Source organism: Rhodocyclus gracilis, assembly GCF_009617575.1.
GTDB lineage: Bacteria > Pseudomonadota > Gammaproteobacteria > Burkholderiales > Rhodocyclaceae > Rhodocyclus > Rhodocyclus gracilis.
Map to the genome: position 1 here is coordinate 97,845 of NZ_WIXJ01000006.1, position 22,854 is coordinate 120,698.

Sequence of the window (22,854 nt, forward strand, 5' to 3'; positions counted from 1 at the left end):
ACGCGCGCTTTCCTCCCGGATGAATCTGCTCAGAGCACTCGCCACCGTCAGCGGCATGACGCTGATTTCGCGCATCCTCGGCTTCGTGCGCGATTTCGTCATTGCCACGACTTTCGGCGCCGGCATGATGACGGACGCGTTTTTCGTCGCTTTCAAGCTACCCAACCTGTTGCGACGCCTTTTTGCCGAAGGAGCCTTCTCGCAGGCCTTCGTTCCGGTGCTCGGCGAATACCGTAACCGGCGCGGCGAGCAGGAGACGAAGCTCCTCGTCGATCGCGTCGCCAGCCTGCTGTTCCTTGCCCTGCTGCTGGTCACGCTCCTCGGCATCGTCGGTGCGCCGATCCTCGTCTATATTTCGGCCCCCGGCTTTGTGGGCGATCCCGACAAGTTCGCGCTGACCGTCGCGCTCACGCGCATCACCTTCCCCTACATTCTCTTCATGTCGCTCGTCGCGCTGGCCGGCGCGGTGCTCAATACATGGAGCCGTTTTGCCATTCCGGCCTTCACGCCGGTCTTGCTCAATGTGTCGTTCATTGTCATGGCCCTGTTTGCCGCGCCCTGGTTTGATCCGCCGGCGCTGGCGCTGGCTTGGGCGGTCTTCCTCGGCGGCGTTCTGCAACTGGCCTTGCAGCTGCCGAGCCTGCGACGTATCGGCATGCTGCCGCGCTTCGATCTGCACTGGCGTGACGAGGGCGTGCAGCGCGTTCTCAAGCTTATGGCACCAGCTGCGCTCGGCGTATCGGTGTCGCAGATCAGTTTGCTGATCAACACGATCTTCGCCTCCTTTCTCGTCGCCGGCAGCGTCTCGTGGCTGTATTACGCCGACCGCTTGATGGAGTTCCCCTCCGGCATGCTGGGCGCGGCCTTGGGGACGATTCTTCTGCCCTCGCTGTCGCGCTGCCACGCCGAGCAGCGCTTTGATGACTATTCAAAACTCCTCGACTGGGGCCTGCGCCTGTGTTTCCTGCTCGCCGCGCCGGCGGCGGTGTTCATGGCCGTCATTGCCGCGCCGCTGGTTGCCACGCTCTTTCATCACGGCGCCTTTACCGCTGACGACGTGATGCGCACGCAAGAAGCGCTGGTCGCTTACAGCGTCGGACTGGTAGCACTGATTCTCGTCAAGGTGCTGGCCCCCGGTTTCTACGCGCGCCAGAACATCCGCACGCCGGTGAAGATCGCCATCGTTTCGCTCGTTGCCACGCAAATACTCAATCTGCTGCTGATCGGCTGGCTCAAGCATGCCGGTCTGGCGCTGTCGATCAGTCTCGCCGCGTGCATCAACGCAACGCTGCTCTTCCGTGGACTGCGCCGGCACGGTATCTATGCACCGCAGCCGGGTTGGGGCGGCTTCTTCCTGCGTCTGGCAGTCGCGCTTGGCGTGCTCGCTGCCGTTCTCTGGGGGGGGATGGGCGCCACGGAGGACTGGCTGCGCTGGGCGATCAGCGAACGTCTGCTGCGCCTTACTGCACTCCTTGGCTTCGGGGTTTTCGCCTATTTCGCTACACTGGGGGTATTGGGCTTCCGGCTGCGCGATTTCAAGCGCAGCGCGGCAAGCTGAATCGGGGGGATGCGGGTGGCAAGACCGCCAGCCATCCTCAACGCGCGTACGACCATCCTTTGACACGAGGGACTCGAACATGCAGCTTTTCAGCGAAAGCTTTTCCGACCACGGTGCCATTCCCGGCGAATTTGCCTTCTGCGTCGCCGACCCGCTCCGCCATGTCCGCCTCGGCGGCAATCGCAACCCACACCTAGCCTGGCGCGACGTACCGGCAGCGACGCAGTCTTTTGTGCTGATCTGCGCCGATCCCGACGTTCCAAGCCGTGGCGACGACGTCAATCGTGAAGGCAGCGTCGTGTCTGCCAGCCTGCCGCGCGTCGAGTTTTTTCATTGGTTGCTGGTCGACCTGCCAGCCAGTGCGAGTGAGATTCGCGCTGGCGAATTTTCGACCGTCGTCACCCCGCGCGGCAAAGCCGGCCCCTCGGCCGCGAAGGGCGCGCGCCAGGGCATCAACGACTACACCGGCTGGTTCGACGGCGACCCCGACATGCGCGGCGACTATTTCGGCTACGACGGCCCGTGCCCGCCATGGAACGACGAACTGGTGCACCGCTACGTTTTCACGCTCTACGCTCTCGACGTCGCGCAGCTGCCGGCGCACGGGCCACTGACGGGAGCCGTCATTCGTGCCGCCATGACAGGACATATCCTCGACAAGGCAACGCTGACAGGGCGTTACACGCTCAATCCCGCCATCGCCCTCTGAGCGCGATGGTGGCGGGAAAAGCGGAGTTACCGCAGCGGAGTTACAGCGCGAAATCCGGCAGCCGACGAGGCACGGCCAGATTCTGCAAACGTACGTAGTCAGGCAGGCCGTCGCGGAACGGGGGAAAGTCTTCGCCTTCGATCAGCGGCGCCAGATAGGCGCGGCAGGCATCGGTAATGCCGAAACCATCCGCCGAGATGAAATCGGCGGGCATCTTGCGCTCGATGTTGGCGACATCCTTCAGCGCAGCCACGCCCACCTGCCAGCGATAGGGCGAGTCGGACAGCCGCTCGATCACCGGCATGACGGCATTACGCCCCGCCAGCGCCAGATCGACGGCGGCGCGTCCCAAGGCATACGCCTGCTCGACATCGGTGCGGGAGGCCACGTGGCGAGCCGCGCGTTGCAGGTAGTCAGCGAGCGCCCAGTGATACTTGTAGCCCAGCCGATCCTTGATCAACTGCGCGACGATCTGCCCAACGCCACCCAACTGCGCGTGACCGAAGGCGTCGCGCGTCCCCATGTCGGAAAGAAAGCGCCCGGCGCTGTCACGCAAACCCTCGGAGACAGCAATCGTGCAGTAGTCGTAACGTTCGACGCAGTCTTTGACGCGCGCGAGAAAACGCACCTCGTCGAACGCCACTTCGGGGAACAGCAAGAGGTGTGGCGGCTCAGCCGCCGACTGCGCCGCCAAGCCACACGCCGCCGTAATCCAGCCGGCGTGGCGGCCCATTACTTCGAGCACGAAAATCTTGGTCGACGTGCGCGCCATCGACGCCACATCGAAGCCCGCCTCACGCATCGACGTGGCGACATACTTGGCGACCGAGCCAAAGCCAGGGCAGCAATCGGTCAGTGGCAGATCGTTATCGACGGTCTTCGGCACGCCAACACAGATCAGAGGATAGCCAAGACGCTCGGCGATCTGCGACACCTTGTTGGCGGTATCCATCGAATCGCCGCCACCGTTGTAGAAGAAATAGCCGATATCGTGCGCGCGAAAAACCTCGATCAGACGCTCGTACTGTGCCCGCTGCTCGTCGATACTCTTGAGTTTGTAGCGACAGGAACCAAAGGCGCCGCCCGGCGTATGGCGCAAGCGGGCAATGTCGGTATCGCTCTCGGCGCTGGTGTCGATGAGATCCTCGGCGAGGGCGCCGAGGATGCCGTTGCGCGCGGCGAAAACCTTGCCGATGCGAGGTGAAGCGGCGCGTGCCGCCTCGATCAAGCCGCAGGCGGAGGCGTTGATCACCGCCGTAACGCCGCCCGACTGAGCGTAGAGAACGTTGCGGGGGATTGCCGTCGCCGCCATGACTTGCTCCTATTTCAGTGCGTTGAAGGCCCGTTCGCGGATTTCATCGACGCTGCCGACACCGGCAATGCGCCGACACTGTGGCGCCGCCGCGTCACCACTCGCCGCCCACTGGGCGTAGTAATCGACCAGAGGACGCGTCTGCTGGTGATAGACCTCAAGACGCTTCTTCACCGTTTCTTCACGGTCGTCGTCGCGTTGCACCAGCGGCTCGCCGGTCACGTCGTCGACACCCTCGACCTTCGGCGGATTGAAGCGCACGTGGTAGCTGCGCCCCGAAGCCGGATGCACGCGCCGACCGCTCATGCGCTCGACGATCTCGCTGTCGTCGACGGCGATTTCGAGCACGTAATCGATGGCCACGCCCGCCGCCTTCATCGCCTCGGCTTGCGGAATGGTGCGAGGGAAGCCATCAAACAGATAACCGGCCTGACAGTCCGCTTGCGTCAGGCGATCCTTGACGAGACCGATGATGATGTCGTCCGAGACGAGGCCGCCGGCATCCATGACCTTCTTGGCTTCGATACCGAGCGGAGTGCCAGCCTTGACGGCCGCACGCAGCATGTCGCCGGTGGAAATCTGGGGAATCTGGTACTTCTCGCGGATGAACTGGGCTTGCGTGCCTTTGCCAGCGCCGGGTGCGCCGAGCAGAATGAGTCTCATCGTTGTTTCCTTTTTTGGGTGTACGAATATCGCGTGATTTCGGCGCCAACCGGCCCCAGCCAGGGCGCCACGCAGATGGCGGGAAACTTACCTGCAATCGTCGCCCCGGTCAAACCGCTGCCAGCACAGGCGATCCGCTTTACCGGGGCGTGCCAGACTGGCGCGAAGCGGCGACGAACACTGAAACAGACTCGCGCCAAACCACCGCGCCCGCGCACGGCAGCAACAACTTGCTTACGGCTGAATCAAGGCCGAATGCCCGCGGCCGAAGCGGCGGAAACGAGGGGATCGTCGGCCGCAAGCAGACGACGCACACGTTCAGCATCCGCCGGCGTATCGACGCCGGGCGCCGGTAGCGCGTCCGACACGGTCACGCTGATGCGATAGCCATGCCACAGCGCGCGCAGTTGCTCGAGGGCTTCGACACTTTCCAACGGCGACGGCAACAACTGTGCGTAGCGGCGCAAGAAGCGCGCGCGATAGGCGTACAGGCCGATATGCCGCAGCGCGGTGAACTCGGCGGGCAGGCTCGCCGGCTGGCCGGCTGTCTGGCGGGCAAAATGATCGCGCGCATAGGGAATCGGCGCGCGCGAAAAGTACAACGCATCGCCGCGATCAGTGCACACGACCTTGACGACGTTCGGGTTGAAAAAGTCTTCGGCCTGCGTCACCGGATGCGCCACCGTGGCGATCTCCGCCCCGCTATCGGCCAACTGACGCGCCGTCTGGGCGATCAGGCCGGGCTCGATCAGGGGCTCGTCGCCCTGCACATTGACGATGATCGTCTCGTCATCCCAGCCGCGCTGCTCGACGACTTCGGCCAGACGTTCGGTGCCACTGGCGTGATCTTCACGCGTCAGCATGACGGGGATACCGCACGCCGCGACGGCTGTCTGCACCGCCTCATGGTCGGTCGCCACCCACACCTCGTCGGCTCCGGCCGCCAGCGCACGGCGCGCGACACGTACCACCATCGGCATGCCACCGAGATCGAGCAGGGGTTTGCCCGGCAGACGCGTCGACGCATAGCGCGCCGGAATGACGACCTTGAACGTCATGATCGCAAATCAGGACGCGTCGGCAGGCAGGCGACGCGCTTCGTCTTCGAGCATGATCGGCACGTTGTCGCGCACCGGGTAGGCCAGCTTGCAAGGCGCGCACACGAGTTCGTTGGCGCTCTTGCGGTATTCGAGACGGCTCTTGCAGATCGGGCAAACCAGGATATCAAGCAGGCGGGCGTCCATTGAACTTCTCCAGAATGAGGTCGAGCAGGCCAGGCGCACCGGGCGCCGAAGTAATGTCGGCGTCCACCGGCAACACCCAGCTTTCGGGCAGGGCCGAGGATGCGTGTCCGGTCACCGCGGGGGCCGCGGCAGGCAGAAGGGCGGCGCATTTTACCGCATCTTTCTCGGTCATCAGCAGCACGCCGTCACGCGCGAAAGCCAGATCCGCCGGGCTGTAGAGGTGATGATCCGGGAAGGCGCGCGGCGCAAACACGAGCCCCAGCACCTCGAGGTGGCGGAAAAAGCGTTGCGGATCGCCGATACCGGCGAGCGCATACAGCGGTCGGCCGCCGCACAGAGCGGCCAGATCAGCCGCCGCGCAGTGCCGCGCGGGATCGGCCAGAGCGCGAAAAGTGCTGCCGGTCAGGGTCATGGCGAACTGCGGGAGTCCGCAGGCCGCCCGCGCGGCGAGAGGCTCCGGCGCACCGTTCCAGACCACTGCCGTGCATTCGTTCAGGCGCGACAGGGGTTCACGCAATGGGCCGACCGGCAGCATCCGCCCGTTGCCGGCACCACGACTATCGAACACGGCAATCTCGACATCGCGCCGCAGGCGATAGTGCTGCATGCCGTCGTCGGCTACGAGCACATCGCATTCGGGATGCGCCGCCAGTAAAGCCTGCGCCGCCGCCACGCGATCTTGCCCCACGAACACCGGCACGCCACTTCGGCGCACCAGCAGCGCCGGCTCGTCACCCGTCGCCGTCGCATCGTCGGCGGACGCGGCGCGCACGCCCGCCGCGCGACCGCCGTAGCCGCGACTGACAACGCCGGGATGCCAGCCCGCCTGCCGCAACTGCTCGACCAGCCACAGCGTCACCGGCGTCTTGCCGCTGCCGCCGACGGTCAGATTGCCGACGACGACGACCGGAACGGGAAGGCGCACGCTGACCCGGCGGCCCGCGAGAAACTGCGCCCGCCGCCGCGCCACCAACCGCTGGAACAGCCAGGTGACGGGCAAGAAAGGCAGCAGCGCAGGCGCCGGCTGGCGTTGATACCACCAGCGGGGCAGACGCTGCACGAGAGAAAGCGCCATCAGCGGCGGATCAGTGGGAGGTCTGCGTCGCGAAAGAGATGTGCGCGTAGCCGGCGCCTTGCGCGGCCTGCATGACATCGATGACGCTCTGGTGCGTCGTGCGCGCGTCGGCGTTGATGACGATCAGAGGATCGGTCGCCGCCCCGGCGGCGCGGCGCAGCGCCTCGCTGATCGAAGTGACATCGCTGTTCGCCAGCGGCACCTTGTTCACGAGGACCTGTCCGCCGACGGTGACGACGACGTTGATCTCGTTAGGCTGATCCGGCTGCTTGGCGGCATCGGCCGTCGGCAAATTGATCTCCAGCCCCGAAAACCTGGCGTAAGTCGTCGTCAGCATCAGGAAGATGATGATGACAAGCAGCACGTCGATCATCGGGATCAGATTGATTTCCGGCTCGTCATGCCGCCGTTCGCGCTGAAATTTCATGGTCGGCAATCAGGCCCGGCGTTCGCCTTGCAGGGTTTCCACCAGCCGCACCGCCTGTTGCTCCATGTCGATGACGAAACTGCCAACGAGCGCCCGGAAGTGGCGCCAGAAGATCATGCTCGGAATGGCGATCACCAGACCGAAGCCGGTGTTGTACAAGGCGATGGAAATCCCGTGCGCGAGCTGCATCGGGTTGGCACCGCTCGGCGATTGCGAACCGAAAATTTCGATCATGCCGACGACGGTACCGAAGAGTCCGAGCAGGGGGCTGATCGACGCGATGGTGCCGAGCGTCGTCAGATAGCGTTCGAGCTGGTGCGTCGCGAGACGACCGGCCTCTTCGACGGAGTCTTTCATCACCTCGCGCGGCGCGCCGACGTTACGCACGGCGGCAGCAAGAACACGTCCGAGGGGCGACTGCTGCTCAAGCGGCTGCAACCAGTCTTCCGCAACGCCATTTTCGCGATAGTCGGCAACGACGCGTTGCAGGAGCCCGGACGGCAGGATTCGGTTACGGCGCAGCGTGGCCAGGCGTTCAAGGATCAGGGCGACGGCAATAATCGATGCCAGCAGCAACGGCCAGATAGGCCAGCCGGCGGCCTGAATGATGGCAAACACGCTTTCTCCCGTGGTTTTTTCGGTGGCGCAGACTTTATCCTGCGACGCCCCTCGCGGCAAGTCCCGTGCTTGCCTCACACGGGCGTCCCGGTACCGCTCGCGGCCGCTCCTGACGCAGCGGCATTACCCGAGAAAAACGCTGCCTGTCAATGACGAAGTCAAGCCGCAAAAGCGTTGACAAAAGGGGGCTAAACAGCATCGGCAGAGAGCTAATCCTTATCCACAGAATCTGTGGATAACTGTGTGGACAGCCTTGGGACGAAGCACCTAAGTACCGCCAGCGAAAGGACTTTTCTTGCTCTGCCAAAAAAAGCGGCGTCGCCATTAAATATATACAAATCAATTAGTTGGAAAAACACCATGGTTTCATCGGGGTTTTTCCCGATACGCCGTGCGGCGACCGGCGATGGATGTGCATCATTTCGCCTGATGGAAGAGAAGGTAGAATCAGGGCATGAGCATTTCACGCACTCCCGCCGACCTCTTTAGCCCTCTGCCAAATGACGCGGGCGCCCCGCCGGATACGCCCCTGTCATCACCCCACCGCCCGCCTTTGGCGACGCTCGAAGAGAGCAAGGCGAGTCCTGTTTTTGCTGCAAGTGCGAGGGATTCGACGGATTCAAGGCATGCGGCGAACCCACCAGGTTCGCCAAGCTCACCGCCTCCGCCGACAATGGCGAACGCAGCGACGGCAGCCATCCCGGTATCGCTGCTGATCCGCCGCGTGCGCGAGCGCATCGAGAGCGGCTTTCCGCTCTGCTGGGTTTCCGGTGAGGTCTCCAATCTCGTGCAGGCGGCGTCCGGCCACTGCTATTTTTCGCTCAAGGACGCCAACGCCCAGGTGCGCTGCGTCATGTTTCGCCAGCGCGTGCAAACGGTCGGCTTCCGGCTGGAGAACGGCCTGCGCGTCGAAGCGCGCGTGTTGCCGGGCATGTATGAAGCACGCGGCGAATTCCAGCTCAACGTCGACGGTCTGCGCCGCGCCGGTGTCGGCGACCTCTTCGAGCGCTTTCAGCGGCTGAAGGAAAAGCTCGAACGCGAGGGACTCTTCGCCGATGACGGCAAACGCCGCCTGCCGCCGTTCCCGCGCCGTATTGGCGTCGTCACCTCGCCACAGGCAGCAGCGCTGCGCGACGTGATCACGACGCTGCGCCGCCGCGCGCCGCAGATCGACGTTCTGATTTACCCGGCGACTGTTCAGGGCGAAGACTCGGCCGAGCAACTGACCGCCGCGCTGACGCTGGCCGCCCAGCGCCACGCGCAAGACCAGTGTGATGCACTGATCCTCTGCCGCGGCGGCGGCAGTCTCGAAGACCTGCAATCCTTCAACGACGAAGCGCTGGCGCGCGCCATCTACGCGAGCCCCGTGCCCGTCATCAGCGGTGTCGGTCACGAAACCGACTTCACCATTGCCGACTTTGTCGCCGACTGCCGCGCACCGACGCCGACCGCCGCCGCCGAAATGGCCGCCCCCGACGCGGCGGCCCTGCGCGCCCGCCTCGCCGAACTCTCCGTGCAACTCCGTCGCAGCGCGACGCGCCGACTGGAATACGTCAGCCAGCGCCTCGACTGGCTGACGCGGCGCCTGCAACACCCGGCACAACGGCTCGCCGCACAAGCGGATTCGTTGCGACAACTACAGCGCCGACTCGCCAGCGCCCTGATGCACGGCAACGCCGTGCGCCGCAGTCAGCTGGGAAGTCTGACGCAGCGTCTTCTGCTGGCCCGTCCCGACGCCGCTCAAGGCGCCCGGCGCATCGACGCCCTCGCGCATCGCCTGACGCACGCCCGTCGCCGCCTCCTCGAGCACAAAGCGGCGCGAGTGGGCGCCCTCGCCAGCAGCCTCGAACATCTCAACCCGCGCGCCGTGCTGGCGCGGGGCTACAGCATTGTCAGCGACGAAAACGGTCGAATCGTCAGCGACGCCCGCACTCTGGAACCAAGCCAGCGACTGACGGTCAGTTTCAGGCAAGGGCAAGCGCTGACGCGTATTGAATCGCTGCGTGAGCAGGCTGACCCCGTCTTCCGCTCACCCAGTGAGGATGCCGGATAAGCGACGCCGCCGTCGATGACGAACGGCCCGCCAGCGCCTCCGGCCACGCCCGCCCCCCGAAAGCCTTCCTTCCGATCCACCGTACACCACGCATTTTCATCACGGAGAAAACACCATGGCACATACCCTGCCCGCCCTTCCTTTTGCTGCAGACGCGCTCGTTCCCTACCTCTCGGCGGAAACCTTCGAATACCACTATGGCAAGCACCATCAAGCCTATGTGACCAACCTCAACAACCTGATCAAGGGCACCGAGTTCGAATCGCTGCCGCTCGAAGCCATCGTGCGCAAAGCGCCGGCCGGCGGCATTTACAACAACGCCGCCCAAGTCTGGAATCACACCTTCTTCTGGAATTCGCTGAAACCGGCCGGTGGCGGCACCCCGACGGGCGCGCTGGCCGACGCGATCCAGCGCAAGTGGGGCTCCTTCGACGAATTCAGCAAGGCTTTCCAGGCCTCAGCCGTCGGTAACTTCGGCTCCGGCTGGACCTGGCTGGTGAAGAAGGCCGATGGCTCGGTCGATATCGTCAATACCGGCCCGGCCGGCACACCGCTGACGACGACCGACACCGCCCTGCTCGCCATCGACGTCTGGGAACACGCCTACTACATCGACTACCGCAACGCCCGCCCGAAGTTTGTCGAGACCTTCCTCGCGCATCTGGCGAACTGGGATTTCGCCGCCAAGAACTTCGCCGCCTGAGCAGCAAATCCACAGCGATTCACTCGCGGGCGGTTTAACGCACCTGCGTGCCCCACCGGCGAGTGAGCTGAACAAAAAAGGGAGCTTCGGCTCCCTTTTTTTCAGACACTGCCGGCAATGAGGGGCAGCAACGCCCCCGCCAGATGCAGGTTGATCCAGCCACCCACACCGACCAGATAGGCAAATAGCACGCCCCCGAGCAACAAGGGCCGCAGCCCGGCCTGACGCAGCAGGCGCCAGGTCGTCTCCAGACCGAAAGCCGCCATCGCCAGACACAAGCAGAGTGTCGCCGACATCTGCGCCAGCCCTCGCAGCCCATTCGACAAGACGCCCAGTGAATTGAGGATCGCGCAGGCAACGAAGCCGAGCGCGAACCACGGCACGCGAATGTCGCCGACGCGCCCCATCGCGTCGTTGCCCTGCGCGCGGGGGTCACTCCAGGCACCCCGCTCGCGGCGAAGCCAGACGCTCAAGAGAAGCAGAAAGGGCACCAGCAACAGCACGCGCACCATTTTGACGATGAGCGCGTTCTTCGCTGCATCGCCACCGATCGCATTGCCGATGACGACCACCTGCGCCACCTCGTGCACCGTCGAACCGACGTAGACGCCAAAGGGCGCCGTCGCGCTGCCCAGATGCGCAAACAGCGCCGGATAGAGCAACATCGACAGCGTGCCGAAGAGCACCACGGTCGCCACCGCCGTCGCCGCGTGGCGCGCCTGTTCGGCCTCGCGCAGGCGCAATACCGGCAGCGTCGCGACCACGGCGGCTGCGCCACAGATTGCGCTACCGGCGGCGATCAGCAGCGCTGCGTTGCGCTCCATCCGCAAGCAGCGCGTCCCCACGAGAACGCCCAGCCCCAGCGTCGTCACCACCATGAAGACGTCGATGCCAATTCCGGAAAGACCGATCCCGGCCAACTCCTGCCAACTGAGGTTGAAGCCATAGAGAACCACACCGAGGCGCAGCAGGCGCTGCTGGGCGAAGCGGATGCCCGGCCGACACAGGCCGTGCGCCACTGCCGGCCGCAGATTGCCGGCAGCGGCGCCAAAAGCCATCGCCAGCGTCAGGGGCGTCGCACCGAAGCGACGCCAATCGGCGTCCGCGCCAAGAAACAGCGCTACGCCGACCAGCCCCAGCAACAGCAGCAGCCCCGGCCACACCCCGCGTTCGCCCGACATACGCTCTTGCCTCACACAAAAACGCGATGCTAGTGGCGGCCGATCAATCAATAAAACGTATAATTTTTATAGATAAAAAAGGTTTTGCTGATGAAGATCACCCTGCGCCAACTCGAAGTGTTCGTCGCCATCGCCCGCCAAGGGCAGGTCACGCGCGCAGCACAACAGGTCGCCTTGAGTCAGGCCGCGGCCAGCATGGCACTCGCCGATCTCGAACAGCAGTTAAGTGCCCCGCTCTTTCACCGCAGCGGCCGCCGCCTCGCACTCACCGACAACGGGCGCGAAATCCTGCCATTGGCGCAAGAGATGCTCGACCGCGCGGGCGATATCGAAAGCATCGCCGCCACGCGCGGGCGCAGTTTCGATATTCGCCTGGGCGCCAGCGTGACCATCGGCAACCATCTGCTGCCGGCGCTGATCGCCGAACTCGGCCAGCGCGAGCCGCTTGGCACGGTGCACATCTCGCGCCACAACACCGATCAGGTGCTGGCCCGCCTGCTCGCCTTCGACATTGATCTTGGCTTCATCGAAGGCGCGGCGAACGATCCCCGCCTGCACTACTTCCCCTGGCGGAACGATACGTTGCGCGTCTTCGCCGCCGCCGACCACCCGCTCACGCGCCGCCCGGCGACAGCCGACGACCTGCGCGATGCCCGCTGGATCACCCGCGAACCGGGATCGGGCACGCGCGAACACATCGACCGCGCCCTGGCCGCCGCCGGCATCACACCGCACATCGCACTCGAACTCGAACAACCCGAGGCCGTGCGGCAATGCGTCCGTCTCGGCATGGGCATCGGCTGCCTGTCGACGCTCGAACTGCGCGACGCCTTTCAGGCGGGGTGGCTGGCGCCGGTAGAAACGCCCTTTCTCGACCTCGAACGCCCCTTGCGCATCGCCATCCATGCGCAGAAGCACCGCACCCGCGGCATTCAGGCAGTGCTCGCGCTATGCGGCGTCGACACCTGAGCGGCTGAGGATTTCGCGCATCGCCTCCGCCGCGCCCAGCGCCAGCGGGTAATCGACACGCCCCGTCAGCCGCGTCGGGTGCGGATTGATTTCCACGGTCGGAATGCCCGTCGCACGCGCCAGCAAGACCGGCTGTGCGATGTAGGGAAATATGCTCGACGTCCCGATGCTGAACACCAGATCGAAACCGCGTTCCTCGGCCGCCGACAACTGGCGCAACGCCTTCTCCGGCAAGGCTTCGCTGAAGAGAACGACATCCGGCCGCAAGACGCCGCCGCAGACCGGACAGCGCGGTGGCAACGGCCGCCCTTCCAGATCCCCCGCCGGCTCACGATGCGTACAGTCCGTACACGAGAGGTGTTGCAGATTGCCGTGAATCTCGATCAGGGCGCGACTACCGGCGAGCCGATGCAAGCCGTCGATGTTCTGCGTCAGTACCGTCGTTCCCGGCCGCTGCGCCTCGATGGCAGCGATGGCGCGGTGCGCCGCGTTGGGCCTGGCCCCACGGCAGACCTGCGCGATGTGCGCGAGGTACTTCCACGTGATGTCGGGGCGCACGGCGAACACCTCGGCGGACAACGCCTCCTCGATGCTCAGCCCCTCGTCGGTCGTCACCTCGTCGTTGTAGAGGCCGCCGAAACCGCGATAGGTCGGCAAGCCGGAATCCGCCGAAATGCCCGCACCGGTAATAAACAGAATGTTCCGCGCGCGCGCCAGTTCGGCAGCCACGGCATCGAGCATGGCGCTCGTTTCTTCGCTCAACGACATCAGTGTCCCTCAGGACGAAAAGGCGCAGATTATCGCGCCACTCCGCACCGACACCGCAGCTTTTGCACGACCAACGCCCAACATAGCCGCAGGAGAGAGACAAAAATTCCGCAGAAACGTCCGCCCGATCACCTCACTCGAAAGCCGCCGAGCGCAGCTGCCAACAATTGATAAGTTTTATTTAATCAAATAAACATTAACATTAACTTTAAATAAACACCGCCCTCACCTAGACTGCCGCTTACGCTGTAGCGCAACATCAGACAGAGGCATAAAGACAAGCAACACCAGCCATACCCAGCGCTGTCGAATCCTCCGACTCCTCCCCAACGCCTTCATCCTGAGCAACCATACCGATGCCCACGACTCCCACCGCACCCGCCGACGCCGCTCCGACGCCGGTTGACTTACGCGCGGTGATCTTCGACGTCGATGGCACGCTCGCCGATACCGAACTGAACGGCCACCTGCCCGCCTTCAACCAGGCGTTTGCCGAGGCCGGACTCGGCTGGCACTGGTCGGCGCCCGAGTACCTGCGGCTGCTCGCCATCGCCGGGGGCAAAGAACGGATGATCCATTACGCCCGCACGCAACACCCGGACGTCGCTGCCCGCGCCGATTTCGCCGAGCTCATCACCCATCTGCATCAGGAAAAAACGCGCCACTACGCTGCACGGGCCGCCGCCGGCGCGACACCGCTGCGGCCGGGCATCCGGCGCCTGCTCGACGAGATCGCCGACGCCGGACTGACGGCAGCCATTGCGACGACCACCACGCTCGCCAACGTTCACGCCCTGCTGCGCGCCCAACTGGGCGCCGGGGGCGAAAAGCGCTTCGCGGTCATCGGTGCCGGCGACAGCGTGGCACGCAAGAAGCCGGCTCCCGACATCTACCAATGGGTACTTGCCGAACTCGGCCTGTCGAGCGAGGCCTGCCTCGCCATCGAGGATTCCGCGATTGGCGTTGCCGCCGCACGGGCGGCGGGTCTGCCGGTTGTCGTGACAGCACACGCCGGATCGATCGGCGAAGACTTCAGCGGCGCCCGCACCGTGCTCGATGGCCTCGGCGATCCGGCTCCGTCTGAGGGCGCGCGGGCGCTCGCCGGAACTCCGCCAGCCGACCACGCCGTAACACTCGCCGACCTGCGCCGCTGGCATGCCGAAAGCGTACGATGAAGTCCTCTGCGAAAGACTGAGCCGATACGCCCACCCACCTCATCACTTCCGATTCAATTTCACCCTGGAGAACGCACCGTGGACCAATCCAACCGCTACGCCAACCTGTCACTCAAAGAAGAAGACCTGATCCGCGATGGCGGCCACGTTCTCTGTGCCTATCACTTCAAACCGAAGGCCGGTTACGAGCCCGTCGCGACGGCCGCTCACTTCGCCGCCGAATCCTCGACCGGCACCAATGTCGAGGTCAGCACCACCGACGATTTCACGCGCGGCGTCGACGCGCTGGTCTATGAAGTGACGGCGCGGCCCGATGGCGACTTCCTGATGAAGATCGCCTACCCGGTGGCGCTGTTCGACCGGAATATCACCGACGGTCGCGCGATGATCGCCTCGTTCCTGACGCTGACCATCGGCAACAACCAGGGCATGGGCGACGTCGAATACGCCAAGATGCACGACTTCTACGTGCCGCCGGCCTACCTGCAACTCTTCGACGGCCCGGCAGTGAATATCCGCGACATGTGGCGCGTCCTTGGCCGGCCGCTCAACAACGGCGGCATGATCGTCGGCACCATCATCAAGCCCAAGCTCGGTCTGCGGCCGCAGCCTTTCGCCGACGCCTGCCATGAATTCTGGCTCGGCGGTGATTTCATCAAGAACGATGAACCGCAAGGCAACCAGATTTTCGCGCCGCTCAAGGAAACCATCCGCCTCGTCGCCGACGCCATGCGCCGCGCCCAGGACAGCACCGGCGAAGCCAAGCTCTTCTCCGCCAACATCACGGCCGACGACCCCTTCGAGATGATCGCGCGCGGTGAGTACATCCTCGAAACCTTCGCCGAAAACGCCAATCACGTCGCCTTCCTGGTCGATGGCTATGTCGCCGGCGCCACGGCAGTGACGACCTGCCGCCGTCGCTTCCCGAGCCAGTTCCTGCACTACCACCGCGCCGGCCACGGTGCCGTCACCAGCCCGCAAAGCAAGCGCGGCTACACCGCCTTCGTGCATTGCAAGATGGCACGTCTGCAAGGCGCCTCCGGCATCCATACCGGTACCATGGGCTACGGCAAGATGGAAGGCGAAGCGGCTGACCGCGCCATTGCTTACCAGCTTGAGCAAGACGTCGCCGAAGGCCCGTACTTCCGCCAGGAATGGCATGGCTTCAAATCGACGACGCCGATCATTTCCGGCGGCATGAACGCCCTGCGCCTGCCCGGCTTCTTCGACAACCTCGGCCACGCCAACGTGATCCAGACCTCCGGTGGCGGTGCGTTCGGCCACAAGGACGGCGGTGCCGCCGGCGCGCGCTCGCTGCGTCAGGCCCACGAGGCCTGGCAAAAGGGCATCAACCTCGTCGATTACGCCAAGGATCACAAGGAACTCGCCGGCGCCTTCGAATCGTTCTGGTTCGACGCCGACAAGATCTATCCGGGCTGGCGCGAAAAACTGGGCGTCTCTGCCTGATCGTTCCCCGGCGCGCCGGCGACTGCCGTTCCTGCGGATAGCCGCCGGCGATTGAGTCCTAGATCCCGCTCCCGCCCGCGCGGCCCGCGTCACGCGGGCGCGGGCTTCGGCGAAAAAGCACCGCGGCCGACTGGAACGATAGCGCCTACAAAGCCGCCAGATAAGCCGGCGCGCGTTCGCGGGTGAATTCCCAGAACGCCGCAATAGCCGGGGTCAGGCGTTTCTGCCGCAGACGAATCAGGTGCCACTGCCGCATCACGGGTGTTCCTTCAACCGCCAGAATCGCCAGCTTGCCCGCCGAGAATTCGAGCCCCAGCGTATGACGCGAAAGAAAACCGATGCCCAGGCCAGCGACAACGGCTTGCTTGATGGCATCGTTGCTGCCCATCTCCATGCCAATCGGCGGACGACTCCCGTGCGCCGCGAAAAACTCCTCCAGCGCCGAACGCGTGCCGGAACCCGTCTCGCGCACGATCAAGGTTTCGCCGGCCAGATCGTCGAAACGCAGCGTGCGGCCGGCCAGCGGGTGCCCGGCCGCCGCGATGAAGACGAGCGGGTGTGGCGCCAGTACGGCCGATTCAACATCGAGGCCTGCCGGCGGGCGCCCCATGACGGCGACGTCGACGGCGTTATCCGCCAGCAGACGACGAACGTTTTCGCGGTTGTCGATCAACAGGCGCAGGCGCAATTCCGGGTGCAGGGCGCGAAACTGCGAAAGCAGGGCCGGCGCGAAATACTCGGCGGTGCTCGCCGCCGCCACGGCAATCCGCCCGCCACGCAGACCGCGCAAGGCAGACAGCGCCTCATCGGCGTCGCGCAGCGACTGCTGGATATGGCGTGCGTGTTCGAGCAGCGTCTCGCCGGCCTCGGTGAGGAAAAGCCGCTTGCCGATGCGCTCGAAGAGATCGGCGCCGGCGGCCTCCTCCAACTGGCGGATTTGCAGGGAGATCGCCGCCTGCGTCAGATACAGCTGCTCGGCGGCACGCGCGAACGACAGATTGGCGGCGGCGACGGCGAATATCTGCAACTGCCGCAACGTGGCGTTGCGAATGCTTGCATTCCTCATATTTACAGCTTCCAGACAAAGACCCGGCGCCTGTCGTGGGCGCCGCAAAAGCGTTTACACTGCACTACAGGGAACCTCCTGTAACCATCGCAGTATCCACCGATTTCACAACTTTTTAGCGCCTGCGGGCGCGACTCTTGCGGGGAGCCTGTCGCATGCTATTCGGACGTACCAACGTCAATAAATTCCTGGTCGAGGAACAGCGCCGCAACCCGGCGCTGGCCGGCGACTTTTCGATGCTGGTCAGCGACATTGTCCGCTCCTGCAAGACCATCGCCCAAAGCGTCTCGCGTGGCGCGCTGGCCGGCGTGCTAGGCGACGCCGGCAGCGACAACGTGCAGGGCGAAGCACAGAAGAAGCTCGACGTACTGGCCAACGAGAGTTTCCTGCACCACTGTGAGTGGGGCGGCCATCTGTCGGCGCTGGCGTCGGAAGAGATGGAAGAGATTTACCCGATCCCCGCCGGCAACCCGCGCGGCGCCTACCTGCTCGTTTTCGACCCGCTCGACGGCTCCTCGAACATCGACGTGAACCTCTCGGTCGGCAGCATTTTCTCGATCCTGCGCTGTCCCGGAAACATCGAAACACCGACGGTCGACGATTTTCTGCAACCGGGCACGCAGCAGGTGGCGGCGGGCTATGCCATTTACGGCCCGGCAACCATGCTCGTGCTCACCGTCGGCAACGGCGTACATGGCTTCACGCTCGACCGCGAGATCGGCGAATTCCTGCTGACGCACCCCGATCTCAAGGTACCGGCAGAAACCGGTGAATTTGCCATCAACACCTCGAACGAGCGCTTCTGGGAGCCGCCGGTACGCCGCTACGTGGACGAATGTCTGGCCGGCAAGACCGGCGAGCGCGGCAAGGATTTCAATATGCGCTGGATCGCCTCGATGGTCGCCGAAGTGCATCGCATCCTCATGCGCGGCGGCGTCTTCATGTACCCGCGCGACACCAAGGACCCATCGAAGCCCGGCCGCCTGCGCCTGATGTACGAAGCCAACCCGATGGCGATGATCATCGAACAGGCCGGCGGGCTTGCCTCCACGGGCCGCCAGCAGATTCTCACGATTGCCCCCGATTCGCTGCACCAGCGCGTGCCGGTCATTCTCGGCTCGCGCGCCGAGGTCGAGCGCCTCGTGCGCTACCACGACGAATACGACCGGGGAGAAGACAAGCCCTACAGCTCGCCCCTCTTCGGTACCCGCTCGCTGTTTGCGAGCGACAACTGACCCTCTGAACCCCCGCCCAGGAGAACACTCGCATGTCGATCAGGCACCCGGTCATTGCCATTACCGGCTCTTCCGGCGCCGGCACCACGTCGGTGACGCGCACCTTCGAGAACATCTTTCGCCGAGAAAAAATCAACGCCGCCATCGTCGAAGGCGACTCGTTTCACCGCTACAACCGGCAGGAAATGAAAGTCCGGATGGCGGAAGAGGCCGCGTCGGGCAATCAGCATTTCAGCCACTTCGGTCTTGAGAACAATCTGCTCTCCGAACTCGAAGAGCTCTTCCGCCATTACGGCGAAACGGGCACCGGGCGCAGTCGCCACTACGTTCACGACGATGCCGAAGCTATCCGTTTCGGCTCGTCGCCAGGCACGTTTACCGACTGGGAAGAGTTGCCGCCAAGCGATCTGCTGTTCTACGAAGGCCTCCACGGCGCAGTGAAGACCGAATCCGTCGACATCGCCCGACACGTCGACCTGCGCATCGGCGTCGTGCCGATCATCAACCTCGAATGGATCCAGAAGCTGCACCGCGACAAGGCGCTGCGCGGCTATTCGACCGAGGCGGTGGTCGACACCATCCTGCGGCGCATGCCCGACTACGTGAACATCATCACGCCGCAATTCTCGGAAACGCACGTGAACTTCCAGCGCGTGCCGACGGTGGACACCTCCAACCCCTTCGTCTCGCGCGACATCCCGAGTCCCGACGAAAGCTTTCTGGTGATCCGCTTCGCCAACCCGAAGGGCATCGACTTCCCCTATCTGCTGAACATGCTGAAAGACTCCTTCATGTCGCGCCCGAACACCATCGTCTGTCCGGGCGGCAAGATGAGTCTCGCCATGCAGATGATTTTCACGCCGATGCTGCTACAACTGCTCGACCGCAAGCGCCGCGCCTTCTGACGCCTGAGGGGCGCCGCCCGCCGACGTTTGCGGTGCGGCGCCCCCTTTGACGCGAGAGCCGCTTACGGCGCCGCGCCTGCCTCCGGGCGGGTGACGAAGCCGATCCGCGACAGGCCGGCGCGACGGGCGGCGCTCAGGGTTTCGGCAACGATTTCGTAGCGGCTGGCGCGATCGGCGAAAAGATGCATTTCGACCCGTTCGTCACGCGCCACAGCGGCATGGAAGGTCGCTTCCAGCGCCCCGCGCACCACCGCCTGCGAGCCGACGAAGATGCGCCCGTCGGCGCCAATCGACACATTCAGGATCGTTGGTGGCGCCGTCAGGGGCGCACTTGCCGCGCGCGGCAGATCGACCGGCACCGCGTGCATCATCAAGGGCGCGGTGATGATGAAGAGAATCAGCAAGACCAGCATGACGTCGACCAGAGGCGTCATGTTGATCTCGACCATCGGCATGGCGGCGGTCTGCTGTGCCCGTGCCGCCTGAAATTTTCGCGTACCGGGCAGACGCGCCGCCATTTACGCCCCCTCCGCCATGCGTGGCAGCGCACGGGCGGACGCTGCAGATGCCGTCGCCTCGTGCGCGAAGAACGCCAGCAGGTCGTCCGCGAAGGCATCGAGTTCGGCAAGGAAAACGCGGTTGGCGCGACCGAAGGCATTGAAGGCGAATACCGCTGGCAACGCCACCAGCAGACCGGCCGCCGTCATGATGAGGGCTTCGCCGACCGGGCCGGCAACCTGCTCCAGCGCCGTCTGACCGGAAATGCCGATGGCGACGAGCGCATGGTAAATCCCCCAGACGGTGCCGAAGAGTCCGACGAAAGGCGCCGTCGCGCCAATCGTCGCCAGCAGCGTCAAGCCCTGCTCCAGCCCAAGCTGTGTGACGGCAAGCTGCTGCCGCAAAGCACGCTCCAGCTGCTCGGACGGCGCGAAGCGTGCCTGCAAGGGAGCCGTTACCGCCGCGTCATCGCCTGCCCGTACCGGCTGCCGACACGCTGCCTCAAGCAGGCGAACGAACGGACTACGCCGACCATGCCGACCCGTCGTCCCCCTTGGATTATTCCCTCCCGCGGCACGCAAACGCTCAAGGCCCTCGGCGAGCGACGCCGCCGACCAGAAAGCGCCGCTGGCGCGGGCGGCACGACGAAGCTGGCGCCCCTGCCACAGCTTGATGAAAATGAAATACCAGCTGGCCACCGACATCAGCGTCAGCAGGAAAACCACACCATGCGAGGCCAGATCACCGGCTGCCCACAAATGCGCGAAGCCAAAGGCGTTGGACGCGGCCTCTCCACTCATTCCATGCATCTCAAGACTCCAATCTGAAAAGAATCGGCACCAGCACCGGGCTGGCGACCGGCGTGTCGCCGCGTTTGGCGGGAACGAAAGTCCATTGCCGGACGGCCTTCAGCGCCGCCTCGTCGAGGCGCGAACTACCCGACGACACATGCAGTTCGACGCTGTCGGCGCCGCCCTGCGCATTGACCCAGACGCGCAGCACGACCTTGCCCTCCTCGCCCGCCCGACGCGCCAGCGGCGGGTAGACAGGTGGCGGGTTGTGCAGATAGTGCGCGTCGAAACGCGGTGGACTGAACGCGCCCTCCGCTCCAGCAATTGACGCGGCGGCAGACCCAGCGACGCCCGTCGTGGCCGACACCGCCATCTCGACGGATGTCGCATTGGCAGGCGCCGGCGCCGCCGGCGCCTCTGCCACCCGACGGCTCGTCACGGCCACCGCCGCTACGGTTGTGCGAGAAGTGGCAACCCGCGTTGTCACATTCGCTGCGCTCGCTGCGGGCGGAGAATGCGCGGGCATCGGCGACGCTGAATGCTCCGGCACCAAGAGGTCGACCACCAGCGGCGGTAAAGGCGTCGTGACGGGCGGCGGCGTACCGACCAGCCAGACAATGAAGGCGCCGTGCGCGACGACGAGGCCAACCAGCAGTGCGCCACGCGCGCGCTGGCCGTGCCCAGCATCCGGCGCAATAGCAGGCCCAACAACGTGGCTATCGCCCGGTGCAGCACCTTGCTCATCAGCGCGCCCATTCGCGTATCCAGCGCAGCGGCCACGCCCTCGTGCAACCCCCTCTCGCGCCAGAACGCGAGCCGGCGTCAGGCGCCCGCCGGGCATCGACCATGGCGAACTCATGACGCACCTCCCGCCACCGGCTGGCGTGGCCGGCGCAGACGGCGCCAGCCAAGCACACACCCCGCGCCACAGATGACGACGCCGAGCGCAGAAAGGACGATCACCGCAACGTCGCGCCCCAGCGTCCAGGTCGCCAGCGGCGGGAAATCGAGGCGATGCAGCGCCCCGAAGAGCCAGCGATGCCAGCGGCTAGCGCTGTCGACGCGCGCCTCGATGTGCGCCGTCGTCGGGTTGAGATAAACGAGCGTGTGCTCCGCGTCAGCGAAGCGCAGCCGCAGTACCGGCCAGCTGCGCGGCCGATGGCGCAGCGGGTAGTAGTTATCGTCCGCCTGGTCGAGCCAGTCGGCCGCTACCAGCGGCGCCTGCGGGCGCAACTGACGGGCGCGCGCGATCAGATCGGCGCGCGGCAGAAACGCCGTCACCTCGCCCGCCGGCAAGGACTGCACGCGACTGCCGCTGCCATCGAGCAGCACGGCATACGGCGCGCCACCCAGACGCTGCCATTGAATCTCGCGTACCGCCGGATCGGCGGCTGCCGCCGGCCAATGCGCCAGCACCGACGCATCGAGCGGCCCGCCAGCCAGAACCTTTTGCTCGGCCGACAGCGAAGCCCCCCCCGCCAGCCAGCCGAAGGGCGACAAGGACAGCCAACCGCTGAATAGCCAGGTCGCGACAAACACCCCGCCGGCGATGCCCGCCCAATGGTGCCAGCGCTTGACGCCATGGCGATACGGCGATACCCGCCCGCCCGGATAAGGCGAACGCCAGCGCAAACGCTGGATCCCGAGGAGAAGGCCGCCAAGGGCCAGCAGCAGGGCGGCGAAACTCAACCAGAGCACGACCGCGCGCCACAGTTCGCTCATCTGCCGCAAAGGGGTGAAATACAGCCAGTGCAGCACGCTGCCGACCCAGTTCCAGGCGCGCTCCTGCGCGTCGCTATCGAGCACGACTTCACCGCTGCGCTGCGACACATAGAAGGCATGCCCGGCGGCATCGTCGATCTCGACGCGATAAAACGGTCGCCAGGCGTCGAAACGCTTGTAAACCGTCCACTGGTCGCGCGTCAGTTCGACGACCGTTGCGTTGGCCGTGGCGCCGACCGCTTCACTGGCCTTTTCACCGGCCATCGTCCTGAACGGCGTTCCGGCCACGGCGCTGGCGGGTGCGCTGCTCGGCGACAGCCCGGCCGCCACCGTCGCCAGAAGAAAATTCTGCGCGATGGCCGCTGCCTCCTCAGCCGACACCGGCGGACGCGGCGTGCCGTCGGTAGCCGCCACAGCCCACCAGCGACCGCCCGCCAGAAAGTGATACGTCGGCCCGGCGGCCGTGCGGTTAACGCGCACGACCTCGGGCCAACCGGGCAAGGCCAGCGCCTGCCAGGCCGCCAGCGGCGTCACGCCAGGCACTTGCAGAGCCAGCGCCGGCAAGGCGCGCAGACGCTCCGCCTCGGTCAGCTGCGGGCGCGCCACGAACAACATGACAACGCCCGAAACACACCAGAGCAGGACGACAAGGCCCAGGCCGACGCCAAGCCAGCGATGCGTCAGATGCAGCCAGCGCATGACGCGCCCGGCCACG

Annotated in this window: 23 protein-coding genes; 9 read left to right on the top strand and 14 right to left on the bottom strand. The window is 65.1% G+C overall.

The features are described 5' to 3' along the window. The first annotated feature begins 19 nt into the window (after positions 1-19). Positions 20-1,558 (top strand): murein biosynthesis integral membrane protein MurJ, encoded by a 1,539-nt coding sequence (gene murJ / locus GHK24_RS09610; RefSeq protein ID WP_153472624.1) that lies wholly within the window; start codon positions 20-22, stop codon positions 1,556-1,558. A 79-nt stretch (positions 1,559-1,637) separates the two neighbouring features. After that, positions 1,638-2,267 carry a YbhB/YbcL family Raf kinase inhibitor-like protein gene (locus GHK24_RS09615; protein ID WP_153472626.1) on the top strand — a complete coding sequence of 210 codons (630 nt, stop codon included), beginning with the start codon at positions 1,638-1,640 and terminating at the stop codon, positions 2,265-2,267. 40 nt (positions 2,268-2,307) lie between these two features. Here GHK24_RS09615 and GHK24_RS09620 read toward each other — a convergent pair whose 3' ends face one another. The 7 genes from GHK24_RS09620 to GHK24_RS09650 form a co-directional block, all read right to left on the bottom strand. Next, positions 2,308-3,579, bottom strand: coding sequence for a 6-phosphofructokinase (locus GHK24_RS09620; protein WP_153472628.1), 1,272 nt, complete (start codon positions 3,577-3,579; stop codon positions 2,308-2,310). A 9-nt stretch (positions 3,580-3,588) separates the two neighbouring features. Further along, a complete protein-coding gene (gene adk / locus GHK24_RS09625) occupies positions 3,589-4,242 on the bottom strand; it encodes an adenylate kinase (protein WP_153472630.1) in 654 nt (217 codons plus the stop codon). A 245-nt stretch (positions 4,243-4,487) separates the two neighbouring features. Beyond that, positions 4,488-5,300, bottom strand: a complete 813-nt coding sequence (gene kdsB, locus GHK24_RS09630; RefSeq protein ID WP_153472632.1) for a 3-deoxy-manno-octulosonate cytidylyltransferase — start codon at positions 5,298-5,300, stop codon at positions 4,488-4,490. 9 nt (positions 5,301-5,309) lie between these two features. After that, on the bottom strand, positions 5,310-5,486 hold the full coding sequence (locus GHK24_RS09635; RefSeq protein ID WP_153472634.1) for a Trm112 family protein: 177 nt from the start codon (positions 5,484-5,486) through the stop codon (positions 5,310-5,312). Continuing rightward, the gene (gene lpxK / locus GHK24_RS09640; protein ID WP_153472636.1) at positions 5,467-6,561 is read right to left on the bottom strand and encodes a tetraacyldisaccharide 4'-kinase; all 1,095 of its coding nucleotides are present in this window, start codon (positions 6,559-6,561) and stop codon (positions 5,467-5,469) included. Before lpxK ends, GHK24_RS09635 begins: the two co-directional genes overlap by 20 nt. 10 nt (positions 6,562-6,571) lie before the next feature. Continuing rightward, positions 6,572-6,988 carry an ExbD/TolR family protein gene (locus GHK24_RS09645; protein WP_153472638.1) on the bottom strand — a complete coding sequence of 139 codons (417 nt, stop codon included), beginning with the start codon at positions 6,986-6,988 and terminating at the stop codon, positions 6,572-6,574. A 9-nt stretch (positions 6,989-6,997) separates the two neighbouring features. Next, complete coding sequence (locus GHK24_RS09650) at positions 6,998-7,606, bottom strand: MotA/TolQ/ExbB proton channel family protein (protein WP_167682244.1); 609 nt, start codon at positions 7,604-7,606, stop codon at positions 6,998-7,000. Positions 7,607-8,279: 673 nt separating this feature from the next. Between GHK24_RS09650 and xseA the strand changes: the two genes are divergently transcribed. Beyond that, entirely contained in the window at positions 8,280-9,659 is a 1,380-nt protein-coding gene (gene xseA, locus GHK24_RS09655; protein WP_153472640.1) for an exodeoxyribonuclease VII large subunit, read from the top strand. 115 nt (positions 9,660-9,774) lie between these two features. Further along, complete coding sequence (locus GHK24_RS09660; RefSeq protein ID WP_153472642.1) at positions 9,775-10,362, top strand: superoxide dismutase; 588 nt, start codon at positions 9,775-9,777, stop codon at positions 10,360-10,362. 101 nt (positions 10,363-10,463) lie between these two features. Here GHK24_RS09660 and GHK24_RS09665 read toward each other — a convergent pair whose 3' ends face one another. Then, complete coding sequence (locus GHK24_RS09665) at positions 10,464-11,543, bottom strand: YeiH family protein (protein WP_153472644.1); 1,080 nt, start codon at positions 11,541-11,543, stop codon at positions 10,464-10,466. 90 nt (positions 11,544-11,633) lie between these two features. Between GHK24_RS09665 and GHK24_RS09670 the strand changes: the two genes are divergently transcribed. Beyond that, positions 11,634-12,512, top strand: a complete 879-nt coding sequence (locus GHK24_RS09670) for a LysR substrate-binding domain-containing protein (protein ID WP_153472646.1) — start codon at positions 11,634-11,636, stop codon at positions 12,510-12,512. Here GHK24_RS09670 and GHK24_RS09675 read toward each other — a convergent pair. After that, a complete protein-coding gene (locus GHK24_RS09675; protein WP_153472648.1) occupies positions 12,492-13,280 on the bottom strand; it encodes an SIR2 family NAD-dependent protein deacylase in 789 nt (262 codons plus the stop codon). The genes GHK24_RS09670 and GHK24_RS09675 overlap by 21 nt on opposite strands. A 356-nt stretch (positions 13,281-13,636) precedes the next feature. On the opposite strand from GHK24_RS09675, the gene GHK24_RS09680 reads away from it, so the two are divergent. Both GHK24_RS09680 and GHK24_RS09685 read left to right on the top strand, forming a co-directional pair. Continuing rightward, positions 13,637-14,455 carry an HAD-IA family hydrolase gene (locus GHK24_RS09680; protein WP_153472650.1) on the top strand — a complete coding sequence of 273 codons (819 nt, stop codon included), beginning with the start codon at positions 13,637-13,639 and terminating at the stop codon, positions 14,453-14,455. Between the two features lie 78 nt (positions 14,456-14,533). Next, a complete protein-coding gene (locus GHK24_RS09685) occupies positions 14,534-15,922 on the top strand; it encodes a ribulose-bisphosphate carboxylase (protein WP_167682234.1) in 1,389 nt (462 codons plus the stop codon). A 145-nt stretch (positions 15,923-16,067) separates the two neighbouring features. Here the strand turns inward: GHK24_RS09685 and GHK24_RS09690 are convergent, their stop codons facing one another. Beyond that, complete coding sequence (locus GHK24_RS09690) at positions 16,068-16,988, bottom strand: LysR family transcriptional regulator (protein WP_153472655.1); 921 nt, start codon at positions 16,986-16,988, stop codon at positions 16,068-16,070. A 155-nt stretch (positions 16,989-17,143) separates the two neighbouring features. On the opposite strand from GHK24_RS09690, the gene GHK24_RS09695 reads away from it, so the two are divergent. Together GHK24_RS09695 and GHK24_RS09700 are read left to right on the top strand one after the other, a co-directional pair. Next, positions 17,144-18,223 (top strand): class 1 fructose-bisphosphatase, encoded by a 1,080-nt coding sequence (locus tag GHK24_RS09695; RefSeq protein WP_153472657.1) that lies wholly within the window; start codon positions 17,144-17,146, stop codon positions 18,221-18,223. A 32-nt stretch (positions 18,224-18,255) separates the two neighbouring features. Continuing rightward, entirely contained in the window at positions 18,256-19,128 is an 873-nt protein-coding gene (locus GHK24_RS09700) for a phosphoribulokinase (RefSeq protein ID WP_153472659.1), read from the top strand. 62 nt (positions 19,129-19,190) lie between these two features. Here the strand turns inward: GHK24_RS09700 and GHK24_RS09705 are convergent, their stop codons facing one another. From GHK24_RS09705 to GHK24_RS09720, 4 genes are read right to left on the bottom strand one after another with little or no spacing between them, the layout of a single operon-like run. Next, a complete protein-coding gene (locus tag GHK24_RS09705; RefSeq protein WP_153472661.1) occupies positions 19,191-19,646 on the bottom strand; it encodes an ExbD/TolR family protein in 456 nt (151 codons plus the stop codon). Next, positions 19,647-20,426, bottom strand: coding sequence for a MotA/TolQ/ExbB proton channel family protein (locus GHK24_RS09710; RefSeq protein WP_153472663.1), 780 nt, complete (start codon positions 20,424-20,426; stop codon positions 19,647-19,649). It lies immediately after the preceding gene. 10 nt (positions 20,427-20,436) lie between these two features. Next, positions 20,437-21,276 (bottom strand): energy transducer TonB, encoded by an 840-nt coding sequence (locus GHK24_RS09715; RefSeq protein WP_153472665.1) that lies wholly within the window; start codon positions 21,274-21,276, stop codon positions 20,437-20,439. Next, on the bottom strand, positions 21,273-22,853 hold the full coding sequence (locus GHK24_RS09720) for a PepSY domain-containing protein (RefSeq protein WP_153472667.1): 1,581 nt from the start codon (positions 22,851-22,853) through the stop codon (positions 21,273-21,275). The genes GHK24_RS09715 and GHK24_RS09720 overlap by 4 nt, the downstream gene beginning before the upstream one ends. Position 22,854 lies beyond the last annotated feature (1 nt).